Source organism: Vibrio mediterranei, assembly GCF_013364395.1.
GTDB lineage: Bacteria > Pseudomonadota > Gammaproteobacteria > Enterobacterales > Vibrionaceae > Vibrio > Vibrio mediterranei.
Genome location: NZ_JABXGK010000008.1, coordinates 680,247 through 694,334, shown reverse-complemented (window position 1 = coordinate 694,334; position 14,088 = coordinate 680,247). Strand labels below are relative to the sequence as shown.

The window sequence follows — 14,088 nt, the reverse complement described above, 5'->3', positions numbered from 1 at the left end:
ATATTCTAACGCTTTGATTAATAACCAGTGAGCTCCATATATCCTCTACCCTGATGAGATCCTTCAACGATAATTGGACCTTCCCAATATGGGATGGATAGTGGCATTTTGGCGTTAGAATTAAGTGCTGAAAGCTTTACGTTAATGCCCTGAGACACGACTTTTAGTATCCACTGCGTTGGGTATGATTGGCCTTCAATTATCGTTTGTTGAACGGCTGACAGTTCTAGATCGTTTTGAGTCAAAGTAATGCCTCGACCATCTTTATACATTAATCGCCCATAGGAATAGCTCGCTTGTCCGGTCGCAGCATCACGCAATTGAAAGACCACCAAACTCGTTGCTTCGTCTAACCGTATTGCGAACCAATCCCATCCTTGTTGAGAATCGAGCAAAAATTGAGAGCTCCACTCTCGGTCTATCCAGCCTTGTCCAGATACCTGATGGCTTTCACCATTAATCGATACAGTACCGTGAACGTCGATAAAGGGCTGGCTGTAATAATACGATGCAACCTTTCCGTCAGCGCTTTTCTCGCTATAACCCTCATCACCTTGTTTTTGATAGGGAGCGGTTCGAGTCAATGACAATTGATAGCCGAACTGGTTTGATGCGACATCAAGAGTGGCAGGGAAAAGATCGTTGGTTGTGGAAGTCCATTGCCAATCATCAGTAAAGACTTGAAACGGTTCGCTTGATACGTCCGCTATTTCTGGGTGCTGGCGAGACCACTTCTCATCTGCAAGATGAATATCAGGGGTTGTAATCGCACTGTGCGCCATAAAGATCTGCTGGCTTTGCCATCCATTTTCATTCGCTGGTGCCTCAGAACTCACCGCCAAGCGAAACTGTGTCCATTGAATACCATATTCTCGGCCTTCGGCATCCTGTAAGTTTGCCGTGAGATACCACCACTCTTGACGAAAGTCGTTGTGGGCTTGATGATCTTCTGGAAAAGAAAGGTCACGACCACCTTTGACCTCTTCAAATTGACCATCATCGGAGCCTAACATTTGGCCAAAACTTGGAGCGTCAGGTTCACCGCAGCCAATAAGGATTAGAGCCGATAATGCCGCCATCATCTGTTTGAACATTACAGTACCTCGCTTTGCAAACTTGCGACCACAGGACGAGTCACCAAACGCCACAAAGGAATAACGGTCGCGACGATGGTCACGGCGACGGTTATGGTCGCAAGGCGAACCACATCCATCCAACTCCAAACAAAGTTCAAACTCCAACCAAATGCTCTCAATGTCACAATATCAGTCAGCACATAACCGACTAATGCGCCCAATGGCAAGGCAACCAATAATGTGAACAGCACTAAAGTGACCATTTGTCCTACCACCATAACAAACAATTGCGATTTGTTGACGCCCAGTGCATAAAGCCGAGCGATAGCTGCTTTGCGAGCTTCCAGTAGCATAAAACAGGAAGTAAATAAGCCGATAACAGCGACGAGTAACGTCACTCCATTGAGAGCGCTGGTAATAGCAAAGGTTTGAGCAAATATATTGAGCGCAATCGCCTTAATTTCTGCCTGATCAAACAATTGACTGGAGTGTAAATTCAGTTTGGTTTTTAACGCTTGCTGCATAGCTTCGCGGTTACCGCTCACCTTCACACCTAAACTGCTTGGCACCATCGAGAACCCTTGTGATTGCCATAACTCAGGCGAGATAAGCACTTCGCCATCGGGCGAACCATAATCATAAAAAATGGCACCGACTGTCAGTGTCATGCCAGACATAAAGTCTCCTGGCAGCTCACTTCCCAGTACTAACCCCAGTTTCACTGCCATCGGCTCACTGATAGCCACGACATCCCCAGCATAGAAACGGGACCAAAAATCATTGACTTGTGATTGAAACACCATGGTTTGTTCTAAGGTTATACGATCTTTGGTACCTAATCGTGTGGGCAGTCCACTGACGTTAGATTGCACATAATATTGCTTATAGACCTCTTCCACGCCGTCGAAATGAGCTAACGTCTGCTCGACTTTAGTCATGTCACTTTGTGCAGGACTGACATAAATATCCGCATGCAGGCGCTGCTCTAGCCAATGTTTCAATGTCGACTCGAAACTGCCCACCAAGGTGTTCATTCCTATGTTAGCGGTAATAGCCAACAACAGCGCCATCATAGCCAAAGACAAAGGTGCAATCAGTTCCCGCAACTCCGCAAACAGGTACTGGACCAACCCAGTAGAGGTTTTACGTTCTGCTATTCGAGCCAGCAGGCCAAGAGACTTGGGCAGCAACATTGGAATCGCAACAATAAACACACCCAGCCAAAACATCGTTAAGCGAAAATAACTACTCAACCAAAGGCCAATGAGTGCCACCACCACAAGTATCAGCCCAACGGTCATCAAGCGGTTTTCGTTACTCTGTTCAGGAGATTGATAGAATCCGCCGTGGGAGGATAAGGGTTGTTGTACCCTCTGTTTGAAATGATGCCAACAAGCGAACAATGCCGCTACTAACGTAAGTAGCAATGCCTGAGCCCACCATTGCCATTGCCATGTTCCCGGCAATAACGTTGCGCCGTAAAGCTGCTCTAAGGTGAGTGCTACCGTGGGATGTAACCAATGACTTAATTGGATACCAAAGATAAACCCAAGACTGGAGCCTACAGTGAACAAAAGCACCAGTTCTAAAATCAGCGCCAAGAAAACCGTGTTAGGTGTGAGTCCCGCTTGCTGCATTTGCACTAACAGCCGATTGCGTTTCAGTAAGCTGTATTTCACACCGTTGTAGGCAATGAATAATCCAACCAGAAATGCCAACATACTCATTGCAGTGAGGTTGAGGTGAAAGCTCTCTGTCAGTGAACCAAGGTCTGAGCTTTTTGTATTGGCAACCCATTGTGCTTCGCCTGATATCAACGCTTGCCACTTAGTATCGTCCGCCACCTTGTTATCTAATATTGCAATGTAGCTAAGCTGCCCCTGTTTGTTCAGCAAACGTTGGGCAAGGCTGATATCCACCAGCAAGCGACTTCCCAACTGCCATTCGTCGGGTACTACAACAAACTGGATAGCAACGTCGTCCAAAACAGCAGTCTTAGTGCCGCCCATCCTTTGATACTGAGTTTCGCTTACAATGACAAAAGGTTCGCCATTCATCAAATTCGCCAGAGGCAATGCTGAATTAGATAAAGACACATCATCACTCTCTGACTGTAATCGAGAGCGCGAAGTGATGGCCGCTACAATATCACTTCCTTGGATAGAATAACGTCGCCCAGTATCATCTCTCACTCGACCCTCAAGTATTGGCAACGATTGACTCAACCCAGATTGACGCAATGAAAAGTACACCGATTCCGCAAGATAGCGCTGTCCAGGCATTGGAATGACTAGATAACTCGCCTTGACGCTAAGCGATTCTGCCGATTCCGCGTAACTGCGTTTGGCGTTTAAATTGATCGCTTGCACGGCCACAAATAACGTCACTGCCAAGATAATGCCAATAAGAATAGCGAGTGCCTGTAAAGGCGCTTGACGATAGTGGGCAGCAGAAATGGACAGAGCGACTCGTAGATGGATTCCTTTACGGTGTTTCATAAAGCAGTCCGTTTTCTAGACGACAACGTCGCTGCATAAACGCTGCACATTCTTCGCTGTGAGTGACAAGCAAAACAGACGTATTTCCTTCGCGGGTAATATCTTCTAACAGTCGCATCACTTCCAAGCCCGCTTTCTGGTCAAGGTTTCCGGTGGGTTCATCTGCCAAAAGCAATGCGGGTTGATGCGCCAACGCTCTTGCAATCGCCACTCGTTGTTGCTGACCACCTGATAACGCAGAAACATGGCGTTCAAGCAGTGGTTGAATATCCAATTTAGCGACTAAATAGTCGCACCAAGCGTTCCACTTCCGTTTGTTTAAACTTAAAGGAAACTCAATATTCTGTCGGACATTTAACGGCGTTAGCAGGTTAAATTGCTGAAAGACTACGCCAAGCTTGTGGTGACGAAAATAGCCCCATTGCTTATCGTTCCAAGTTTGCGCCAATTCACCAGCCAACTCTAAGGTCCCACTGGTCATTGGCTCGAAACCACCCAAAATATTCAATAGCGTGCTCTTGCCACTACCACTTGCGCCAGTGAGTGCCATGCTCTCTCCTTCCGCCAGCGACAAGTTCACTCTGTCCAATACGTGATGAGATTCTTTGCCGTCAATAAACGTTTTGACCGCATCTTTAAGTACAACTACCGGCCTTGGTAAAACCATCGCTCTTGGCACTGTCGAGCTTTCCATCCAGATTCCTTATTTGGGTTTGGATACTTTATACGTACTCGTTAAGGTAACGGATGCTTACCTTGTTGAGCGAGCTAATTATCGAAATTATAACGGATATTTCTTGTGCATTGCGCCCACTCATTAGCTAAGTCATTGTGTTTTCGTTAATCCGCTGCGTCATTTCACATATTCCTGAAAGAAATCGTTCTTTGAACCATAAATTAAACTATATTGATACAAAATGTATCAATATGGATAGTTAAAATGCATTCAGTAAAAGGAATTAGAACAACCATTGGCGAGTCGCCTATTTGGAAACCCGACACCAATAGTCTCGTCTGGGTCGAAGCTACAGGTAGTGAGATTTTTGAGTATTCGATTCACAGCCAGAGTACCCAAGTCTTTCACGTACCTTTTGATATCACGGCGATTGCACGATGTGAGGGCAATGGCTGGATATGTGCTAGCAAACAGGGACTGTTTTATTGTACTTCGAGTTTTGACGATTTTACTCCTATCGCTGATCCTTGCTTTGGTTCAACTAAGCTTCATTTAAATGATGCGGTTACGGCGCCGAATGGTCATTTATGGTTTGGTTCGATGAACCACAAGCAACTTGAAGCTCCTGATGGCAAGCTTTACCGACTAACGGCGAACACCGCGCTTGAAATGGATTCTGGATTCAGCGTCGCCAACGGCATAGCGTTTAACCCAGCACTCAAACGCGCCTACTGTTCAAATATGTTCCAAAGAAAAGTATATGAATATCAACTCGATGATTCGATGACCCAAATAATTGAAAAGGCGGTGTTTGTTGAACTCGATGAGTGCAAGGGCTATCCTGATGGGCTGTCCGTTGATCGCCACGGAAACCTGTATATCTGTCACTGGGACTGCGGCATCATTTCCTATTACACTCCATCACAGAACAAAATAGGTCATGCCACACAACTTGGTGAAATCAATCTTGCAGTTAAGCACGCTACGCGCTGTACTTTTGGCGGCGAAGATTTCAATACCTTATTCGTCACAACAGCAGATTATGAGCTCACCACTCAAGAGTCGGTGTTATACCCCAGTTCAGGAGAACTCTTTATTCTCGATGCGCCAACTCAAGGACGAGAAGAGTATCGGGTCAATACCGACGTTTTGCCCCACTCAAATCAAGTCAATGTCTCTTTAACCAGTTGAAACTCGTAAAATACTTTGGGAATATAAAGCCTTGCTGCCCAAATGACTGCGTTAACGCAGTGAGATTGGATGTTATTTTAGGGTGAGCTTTTAAAAGGAATCTATGGTGTCGGAAAAAGTAAATTCAGTCGATCGTCTTATCAACGTTATTGAACGGATTGGCGAAGCAAAGAGTCCTATCTCAGCTTCTGATATTATCTTCGAGTCAGGGATTCCCAAGCCTACTTGCCACCGATTGTTGCAGCAACTCGATGACGCAAACTACATCCAGTCTGATGAACGCGGTCATTTCTATCCAGGCTCACAAATGCTATCTATCGCGTTGGATGTAAGATGGACCAATCAGCATAAACTGCAACGACAAGCTATTCTCCACGGCCTTTCTCGTAAGCTAGAGGAAACCTGCGGTTTGGCCTTGGCGAATGATGACCCTAGCCCGCATATGGTCTACTACGACCGAATTCAAACCAATTGGCCGCTGCAAATTGTCATTCCGGTTGGTTTTCCCACTCCACTTTGGGCATCCGCCAGCGGCAAGCTTTATTTAAGTACTTTGACGCCACCCCAATTACGTCGAGTATTGAGTAAAATTGAACTGAGCCAGTGTGCGAAAAACACCATTATCGACAAGCAGAGCCTAAAAAAGGAGCTAAGCGTTATTCAACGCAGAGGGTACAGCGTGGATGATGAAGAGTTCATTGATGGTATGGTGGCGATCGCACTTCCCCTTTATGACCAATTTGGCAACTTTATGGCAGCCTTATTTTGTCATTGTCCAAAGAGCCGTAAAACCGTTGCCGATCTCGAAAATTACCTCCCTATTCTTCGTGTCGCCCAACAGAGCCTAGAAGCCGTATATCAGGAAATGAAAGAGCTGGCGGAAAGTAAATAGTAAGGTGTGACTCATCTTTACCTAATCATACAGTCACATAGCTAAAGCTTCCTTAAACTGGGGGCATAGTAATTACCAAACTTAGCTCTTTTTCACTAAGTTCGTTAGCTGTTCACGTTCGCTATCTCGCCATTTCAAGGAACTCATCAGATTATGAAAAAGCTCTGCTTTTTAGCTGCATTACTCATCACTGGTCATGCACAGGCACAATGGGACAACCCTGTCGACCGTTATGCCAACGAATATAAAAACCATATCTCTGCTAAATGCCCGATTCCAAAAGATAATATTCAGCATTTTGTGTACTTTGCACGTGATCGAGAAGCCATACACAATCACCCATTGCTAAACAACACTCGCTTTTCGGGTGCGCAAATCATGTACTCTTGGGCAATGTTAGAACCAGAGAAAGATCAGTACGACTTTTCTATGATTCAAGCCGATTATGACTATCTAAAAGCACATGGCAAAAAGCTCTTTATTCAGCTTCAGGACGCGACGTTTGATCCTCGCTACAAAGGTGTACCTAGCTACCTATTGTCTGATGAATACGATGGTGGTGCGGTTTACCAATACACAGACGACGGTGAGCCAGAGGGTTGGGTGGCAAAACGGTGGGACAGCAAAGTAAGAGCGCGTTTCGCGAAACTCCTCAGCGCATTAGGAAAACAGTTTGATGGAAAAGTTGAAGGCATCAACCTTCAAGAAACCGCTATTGGCGTTGAGAAAGATCCAAGCTTCACTGAAGCGAGTTATGTCGAAGGACTCAAGGATAATATGCGAGCCATGAAACACGCGTTCCCAACCTCCACCACGATGCAATACGCCAACTTTATGGTTGGTGAATGGCTACCATGGGAAGATAAAGGTTACTTAAAGAGTGTTTATCAATATGGACAAGAAATAGGCGTTGGCCTTGGTGCCCCTGACCTTATGATGCGAAAACGCGGACAATTAAATCACGCCCTAGCGATGATGCATGAGAATAACTATACCGTGCCACTTGGTATCGCGATACAAGATGGTAACTACATTGGCCAAACCAACAATACTGACGTCGTGGATAAACGACAAAGTCTTGTTCCTGCCCTCCACTCATTCGCTCAGTCGTTTCTTCATGTTAACTATATGTTTTGGGTAAACCAAGAACCCTATTTTGAGCAGGATGTATTACCCTGCTTTAAGTAATCGATAGCCCCGCTGTAAAACCTGCCTGAGTCTGCTTCAGACAGGTTGAAATCTAAAGGTGCTTGTTTCCTGAGCATTTGGTAACTGCACATGAATCAATCCATGACATTCACAATAAATCTCGCTACCATTCACGCAATGTAAATAATTCTCATTGGCGACTAACATTCTTGTTTGCTGGTGCACCGCTATTTTGCTATGACTATTTCTCATTCAGATTACTTCAAAATTGCTCTGCCCTTTATTATCTCCACAGTCACTCAGCCTCTGCTGGGTGCCGTCGATACTGCTGTGATTGGCCACTTAGGTATCACAGAGCTGATTGGTGGCGTTGCTATCGGGACGGTCATTATGAACACCCTATATTGGTTGTTCGGTTTTTTCCGAGTTAGTACAACGGGCCAAAGTGCAATGGCGTTAGGTAAAGGTGATGACGCATTGATGACAAATAGTTTGATGCGCCCATTTGTTCTTGCTGCTGTTGTCGGTGCAAGCTTTATCCTACTACAGTCCGTCATTTGGCAAGGAGCACTCTGGATAATAGAGCCCGAAAATGCCGTAGCTGAACAAGCCCATATCTATTTTGGTATTTTGATCTTCGGTGCTCCATTTGTGCTTCTCAACTACACCATTATTGGTTGGTTGATGGGGCAAGCGAAAGCGAAAGAAATTTTATACACCCAGGTCTTTGGCAATGTCTTGAATATTGTCCTTGATGCCCTGTTTGTACTGTACTTTGACCTTGGTGTAGCGGGTGTGGCTTATGCAAGCTTGATTGCACAGATCACGACATTTGCGATTGGAATGACATTAGTATTCAATACACAAGGAATGTCTCTAACTCGCCTTATTTCCTCCGCCAAAATGAGTAGGCACGACTTCTCAACTATCGTCTCATCGAACACTGATTTGATGTTGAGAACGGTCTGCATTTTAGTTTTCTTCAACATGATGGCAAGAGTTGGCTCTCAACTAGGGACTGACGTACTTGCGGTTAACGCCATTCTTATGCAAATTACTTTTATCGTCAGCTACATGTTTGACGGTATCGCCAATGCCTCTAGTGTTTTCGCAGGTAAAGCCGTCGGACAAAACAATCCAAAGATGCTAGATCGAGTGCTAACACTCAATTTCCAGTGGACATCGGGCTTCATCGTAATTCTCACTCTGTTGGTGCTGATGTTCCAATCGCATTTAGTTTTACTGTTCACGACACAAACAGAACTCGTCAGCTTGTATCACCAAGTGGCAGCTTGGCTAATTGTATTCCCCTTGGTTGCCGGGTACGGCTTAACGGTCTACGGGATCTTTACCGGAACCGGAACAACCCGACCGGTCAGAGACTCCAGTATTGCAACACTGATGGTGTTTTTATTGGCGCAGTTATTGGCTGTTCCACTATGGGGGAACCACGGTTTATGGCTTGCTTTTACTATTTTTTATTGTGGTCGAATCGTCTTTCTCTATCCATTCATCGGTCAAGTTAAGCAAAAGTGTGGTCATCAAACCATTTCTTAGCCCCAACCACAAAACCATACTATTCAAGAAGCACTCTTTTGAGTGCTTTTTTGATTTAATCTGGTGATACACCAGCTAGAAAATCTACACCGTAATCTGTGCATTGCTCTTCTCTTACCTAACTCGTGATGATAACATTGTTATGTTATAACGTATTATTAAAGAGTTTTTTCGTGACACCTCCTCTCCTCGCCATAAATCAACTATCCATAAGCAGTAAAGATCGAATCCTATTTCAAGGCATTCAGTTTGACGTATCTGCGGGGGAAATGCTGGCCGTAATGGGTCCTTCAGGTATTGGTAAGTCCATGCTATCTAAAGCCATTGCGGGCTTTACTCCAGACACCATATCCGTATCGGGTACGATAACAATTGCGGGCAGTGAAGTCTGTAAGATTCCATTGCTTAATCGTTCTGCACAACAACGGCCAGCCTTCATTTTTCAGGATGCCCTTCAAGCGCTTAATCCTTTAGTTTCTGTAGAGAAGCAGCTTTGTCTCGCTCTCACCGGAGACCAAACAAAGCCAAGCGCTAGACATCGGAACACCATAGTTAATCTACTTGCTCGTCTTGGGTTTCCCGATCCGGCCAAAGTATTAACCAATTATCCTAGCCAACTCTCTGGTGGGCAGAGACAACGCATTTGCATTGCTATTGGTTTATTAAGCCAAGCTCAAGTATTAATTGCAGACGAACCGACAAGTGCTCTCGATCCTGTCACTGAACAGGAAATATTGACTCTCATTCGCCAAAGCGTAAAGCAGTCCAATATGGCTGGTATTTTGATTACACACGACCTAAATAGTGCGTTAGCTTGCGACAAATTACTGGTTATTGACGAAGGAAAAGTCGCTGCTTATGGTGAACCGCGAGTCGCTCTTGAATCCAGTTCTCATCATTTTTGTCGTTCACTGAAAGGACTCCTTCAATGACTGCCATTATCGAAGAGACTATCATGAGTTGTAGTAAGGTAAGTTCAACTTTAGTGAGCTTTAGCAATGTCAGTGTGCACCACTACTCTACTCCTAGATGGTTGGGTGGAAAACCATTTAAAGCACTCAGTAATGTTTCCCTCCAGATCGAGAATCAAAACATTGCCATTGTTGGCCCATCGGGTGCCGGAAAGTCTACGCTTATTGAATTGCTCTTTGGTTTACGGACACCTTCACTAGGAAACGTTCAAATCGCGGGAAGGACACTCCCTCTCCACAACGCAAGCGAACGTTTGAGGGTCTGCAGTGAAGTACAAATGGTTCCCCAAGAGCCACACACAAGTTTAAATCCGTATTACACAGTCGAACAAATCCTGATTGAACCACTAGAAAACCTCAAAATTGGGGGGAACCACCCACAGCTCGCACAAATTGCACTGAACGAGGTTGGCTTGACCACGGACTTGTTGTCACTCTACCCACAACAGCTTTCAACAGGTCAGGCACAGCGAATCGCCATCGCTCGTGCGCTCATTGTAAAACCCAAGTTACTTGTTGCAGACGAACCTACCAGTAGCTTAGACCCAGTAAATCGCCAACGAATAATCGAACTGCTCAACTCGCTAAAGCAAAAATATGACCTGCAACTACTTCTTGTTAGTCACGACCTCAAGGCAGCAATCGCGCTATGTGAAGAGATAGTGGTCTTAGATCAAGGAGAGATCGTCGAATACGGCTTTGTTAAACAAATCATGGAACAACCTGTTCACCCAACAACACAGGCACTGATTCGTGCCCAAATTCATTCAAAAACGAATACTTAACACAACATCACCGAGACATAATCATGCGTTTTCACTCAATTAAATTGGCATGCGCGCTTGCGCTCGCTCTACCGTTAACTGGCTGTTTTGATACACAAACTGAAAACAGTGAATCAAGCGTCAAATCCGAGATTCGTGTGGCAATGATGCAGCCACCTCGCACTGGACTATCACCATTATCTGACGACGCTTTCAAATTGTCACGTTGGAGCACCGCGGAAACGTTAATCAATCTTTCCCCGGCTTCTGAGGTTGAACCAATGCTGGCTACCGATTGGAAGCAGATTGACCCACTCACATGGCACTTCACTATTCGCCAGGGTGTGAAATTCCACGATGGTTCCATGCTAACCGCAGAATCAGTGGTTAACTCACTGCAACAGGCTTTGAGTGCTGCACCTAAGCCTCGTATACTTGATGGTGTTGACCTCACTGTGAGAGCCCTTGATTCATCGCACGTAGAAATCAAGACAACATTTAATGACCCTTTACTACCTAGCCGCTTATCAAGTCCTCAACTCGCCATTTTGGCGGCAAGTGCATATAAAGAGAATGGTCGAGTCGTACCCACTGGTGCAGGCACTGGTCCATTTGAATTAATCGAAATTAACGGCACAACCAGTGCCACGCTAAAACGATTCGATGATTACTGGGGTGAGAAAGCACACATAGACACGGTCATCGCTGAGTATGTTCCAAATGGTTTCGCGCGTGCAGCAGCACTACGCACAGGTTCCGCCGATGTTGTCGAAGCTGTGCCTGTATCTCAAATAGCAACGATTGATAGCAACCTTTTACACGAAGTGGCTATGCCGCGAACCAACACGCTCTACTTAAACAATAAGTCAGATGTTTTTAGTCAATTAGAGTTGCGCCAAGTTGCCGCCGCCGCGGTAGATAGAGAGCAAATCATTAAAACTGTGTATGAAAACCATGCCGATATTGCGAAGGGTTTGTTAGGTCCGGCACTTGCTTGGGCTGCACCACTTCGTCCCGAAGCATCACCGATTGAAGCTAAAACAAAAGCAAATGGTGAGAAAATCGTCATAGGTACTTTCACTGACCGTGCTGAACTTCCTGAAGTCGCCGCTTTGCTCAAACAGCAGCTTGAAAGCGCAGGCTTCCAAGTAGAACTTGATATCCGTGAGTACGCTCAAATTGAAAACGATGCATTAGCGGGTAATTTTGATGCCTTTATTCTTTCTCGAGCGACAGTTTTGGATTCAGGCGATCCTATCGCATATATGATGAGTGATTTTGGCTGTAAGGGATCGTTCAACTTAGGTCAATTCTGTTCTGAGGAAGTCGACAACGCTCTGACTTACGCCGATCTACAGCCTTTAGGACCAAAACGTCAACAAGCCATCATTGCTGCAGAACAGATCATTTTGAACGATTTCGCTGCCATTCCACTGCTACACGAACGTGTCATTCAGGGTGAAAGCCTTCGTGTCTCTGATGCTGTTCGCGACCCAAGCGAACGTCGCCTTATCAATGCAAACACTAAGGTGAACTAACTTAATGTTGTCTGTTGATACTTCTCGACGAATATTCGATGTGCTAACACCTTGGTTATCAAGACTTATCTCATTGATCGTCGTCGTCATTTTAGTCGGTTTGATGCCAGATATTGCTGGCATTGACCCTAGCCAATCGATTTTGCGTGCCCGCGCTGGACAACAACACATGTTAACGCCGGAAGCACTTGCCGCGGTAAGAGCCGATTTACAGCTTGACCGTAGTGCAATGGAACGATTAACAGACTGGCTTAGTGACGCTCTGCATGGTGATCTAGGCTACTCATGGATCGATGGTTCACCGGTCATAGATGGTATTCAACAGACAATGTCGACCTCTCTGTTACTGATGTCGATGGCACTAGGTTTAACTTCTGTACTGTGTGGGTTTAGCTTAGTTCATACCTTGTTTAGCTGGAAACAAAGAAAGCTAAAGCAAACCCATAATAGCCTGAGTACGGTGCTCATCTCGTTACCTGAATACGTAGTAGCGTCCGTTCTCATCCTTATTCTATCTATTTGGTTGGGTTGGTTCCCCCCCTACGGGTGGCAAAGCTGGCACCATATTTGGCTGCCTAGTCTGGCACTTGCGATTCCCGCTAGCGGTCTTTTGAGTCGCCTGTTAAGGGACAGTTTGCAGCGCGTCCTCAATGAACCATGGGTGATCACTTGGCTTAGTGCGAACATCAGTTCCTTCCAGATCATGCGCTTCGCATTAAAACGTGCAATTAGCAGTTTGATCCCGCAAGTCGCGATGATAATGATCGGCCTGACCGGTGGAGCGGTTGCTGTCGAGCAGATTTTTTCCATCCCAGGAATAGGACGACTAATTTTAGGTGCAGCGAAAGCACAAGATCTACCAGTGCTCCAAGGTGGTTTGTTAGTACTTCTATTTATTTCGATTTTCATCAGTAGCTTGAGCTTGCTTGTTCAACAGTTGTTGTTAGGCCACAGTCTCAGAAACGGTAAGCTTATCAGTAGTCATTCATCTTTTGCGTTTACCTCGAGTAATAACAAACGATTGACGGCAGGTTTAATCTTGTCAGTGTTGCTGGCTGTTGTTATCTGGTCACTGTTTCGCGACCCGTTTAGCAGTCAGTTCATCAGACTTGCTGCTCCGAGCTTGCAGGCACCCTTAGGTGGCGACGGCATTGGACGTGACCTTCTAGCCCGAATTGGGTCTGGTATGTTATCGACGTTTTGGGCAGGGTTTGTCGCGACAATGCTAAGTTTGGTTGTGGGTATGGTTCTTGGGTTCAACACTCGATACAGCCAAGGTTTAATCGAAATAACCAAGGGTATTCCTTATATTATCGCTGGCTTATTGGTTGCTGGAATGACGGGGATGAATCCAAACAGTGCCATGATTGCCATTGTTTTGGTGTCTTGGGCCCCTCTTGCGGCTCACTGCTCAAGTCTTATCGTTGAGGCTAAAGCGCAGCCCTACACGCATCTTGCGCCGATATGGGGAACGAGCAAATTCAAGATACTTAGGTATTATCTCCTTCCTTATGTGCTTCCGCCATTATTGAGACATGCTCTACTAAGAATGCCAGTGATTACGCTAAGCTTAACGTCGCTGAGTTTTATCGGTCTTGGCGCTAAGCCACCCTCACCCGAATGGGGGCTGATGATTGCAGAAAACCTACCGTATATTGAACGAGCACCGCTTGGCGTACTTGGTCCAATTTTCGGATTAGTGCTGTTAGGCGTTGCTATTAACCTTTTGTTTGACGATTAATTGTCAACCGAAACGCTAAAGCAGATAGTGCTGTG

General features: G+C 45.5%; 11 protein-coding genes. 8 read left to right on the top strand and 3 right to left on the bottom strand.

The features are described from left to right. Positions 1–17 precede the first annotated feature (17 nt). The 3 genes from HOP38_RS20140 to HOP38_RS20130 are packed head-to-tail and all read right to left on the bottom strand — an operon-like array spanning position 18 to position 4,268. On the bottom strand, positions 18–1,094 hold the full coding sequence (locus HOP38_RS20140; RefSeq protein WP_198558806.1) for a lipocalin-like domain-containing protein: 1,077 nt from the start codon (positions 1,092–1,094) through the stop codon (positions 18–20). Further along, the gene (locus tag HOP38_RS20135) at positions 1,094–3,574 is read right to left on the bottom strand and encodes an ABC transporter permease (RefSeq protein WP_198558805.1); all 2,481 of its coding nucleotides are present in this window, start codon (positions 3,572–3,574) and stop codon (positions 1,094–1,096) included. The genes HOP38_RS20140 and HOP38_RS20135 overlap by 1 nt, the downstream gene beginning before the upstream one ends. Then, complete coding sequence (locus tag HOP38_RS20130; RefSeq protein ID WP_006070464.1) at positions 3,561–4,268, bottom strand: ABC transporter ATP-binding protein; 708 nt, start codon at positions 4,266–4,268, stop codon at positions 3,561–3,563. Before HOP38_RS20130 ends, HOP38_RS20135 begins: the two co-directional genes overlap by 14 nt. Before the next feature lie 246 nt (positions 4,269–4,514). Here HOP38_RS20130 and HOP38_RS20125 point away from each other — a divergent pair, with 246 nt between their 5' ends. From HOP38_RS20125 to HOP38_RS20090, 8 genes are all read left to right on the top strand, one after another. Continuing rightward, positions 4,515–5,441 (top strand): SMP-30/gluconolactonase/LRE family protein, encoded by a 927-nt coding sequence (locus HOP38_RS20125; RefSeq protein ID WP_124941950.1) that lies wholly within the window; start codon positions 4,515–4,517, stop codon positions 5,439–5,441. Positions 5,442–5,544: 103 nt separating this feature from the next. Beyond that, the gene (locus HOP38_RS20120) at positions 5,545–6,333 is read left to right on the top strand and encodes an IclR family transcriptional regulator (protein ID WP_065311644.1); all 789 of its coding nucleotides are present in this window, start codon (positions 5,545–5,547) and stop codon (positions 6,331–6,333) included. Positions 6,334–6,486: 153 nt separating this feature from the next. After that, the gene (locus tag HOP38_RS20115) at positions 6,487–7,521 is read left to right on the top strand and encodes a hypothetical protein (RefSeq protein ID WP_198558804.1); all 1,035 of its coding nucleotides are present in this window, start codon (positions 6,487–6,489) and stop codon (positions 7,519–7,521) included. 198 nt (positions 7,522–7,719) lie between these two features. Next, a complete protein-coding gene (locus tag HOP38_RS20110) occupies positions 7,720–9,039 on the top strand; it encodes an MATE family efflux transporter (protein ID WP_198558803.1) in 1,320 nt (439 codons plus the stop codon). A 173-nt stretch (positions 9,040–9,212) separates the two neighbouring features. Continuing rightward, positions 9,213–9,971 carry an ATP-binding cassette domain-containing protein gene (locus HOP38_RS20105; RefSeq protein WP_198558802.1) on the top strand — a complete coding sequence of 253 codons (759 nt, stop codon included), beginning with the start codon at positions 9,213–9,215 and terminating at the stop codon, positions 9,969–9,971. Next, positions 9,968–10,795, top strand: coding sequence for an ABC transporter ATP-binding protein (locus tag HOP38_RS20100; protein ID WP_198558801.1), 828 nt, complete (start codon positions 9,968–9,970; stop codon positions 10,793–10,795). The genes HOP38_RS20105 and HOP38_RS20100 overlap by 4 nt, the downstream gene beginning before the upstream one ends. A gap of 23 nt (positions 10,796–10,818) precedes the next feature. Then, positions 10,819–12,312 (top strand): ABC transporter substrate-binding protein, encoded by a 1,494-nt coding sequence (locus HOP38_RS20095; RefSeq protein ID WP_006070471.1) that lies wholly within the window; start codon positions 10,819–10,821, stop codon positions 12,310–12,312. A 4-nt stretch (positions 12,313–12,316) separates the two neighbouring features. Next, positions 12,317–14,053, top strand: a complete 1,737-nt coding sequence (locus HOP38_RS20090; RefSeq protein ID WP_198558800.1) for an ABC transporter permease subunit — start codon at positions 12,317–12,319, stop codon at positions 14,051–14,053. The last annotated feature ends 35 nt before the right edge of the window (positions 14,054–14,088 follow it).

What these genes read in the sequence shown, in the direction of transcription:
- HOP38_RS20140 (WP_198558806.1), bottom strand. Translation starts at nt 1,094, where the DNA reads ATGTTCAAACAGATGATGGCGGCATTATCGGCTCTAATCCTTATTGGC.
- HOP38_RS20135 (WP_198558805.1), bottom strand. Translation starts at nt 3,574, where the DNA reads ATGAAACACCGTAAAGGAATCCATCTACGAGTCGCTCTGTCCATTTCT.
- HOP38_RS20130 (WP_006070464.1), bottom strand. Translation starts at nt 4,268, where the DNA reads ATGGAAAGCTCGACAGTGCCAAGAGCGATGGTTTTACCAAGGCCGGTA.
- HOP38_RS20125 (WP_124941950.1), top strand. Translation starts at nt 4,515, where the DNA reads ATGCATTCAGTAAAAGGAATTAGAACAACCATTGGCGAGTCGCCTATT.
- HOP38_RS20120 (WP_065311644.1), top strand. Translation starts at nt 5,545, where the DNA reads ATGGTGTCGGAAAAAGTAAATTCAGTCGATCGTCTTATCAACGTTATT.
- HOP38_RS20115 (WP_198558804.1), top strand. Translation starts at nt 6,487, where the DNA reads ATGAAAAAGCTCTGCTTTTTAGCTGCATTACTCATCACTGGTCATGCA.
- HOP38_RS20110 (WP_198558803.1), top strand. Translation starts at nt 7,720, where the DNA reads ATGACTATTTCTCATTCAGATTACTTCAAAATTGCTCTGCCCTTTATT.
- HOP38_RS20100 (WP_198558801.1), top strand. Translation starts at nt 9,968, where the DNA reads ATGACTGCCATTATCGAAGAGACTATCATGAGTTGTAGTAAGGTAAGT.
- HOP38_RS20095 (WP_006070471.1), top strand. Translation starts at nt 10,819, where the DNA reads ATGCGTTTTCACTCAATTAAATTGGCATGCGCGCTTGCGCTCGCTCTA.
- HOP38_RS20090 (WP_198558800.1), top strand. Translation starts at nt 12,317, where the DNA reads ATGTTGTCTGTTGATACTTCTCGACGAATATTCGATGTGCTAACACCT.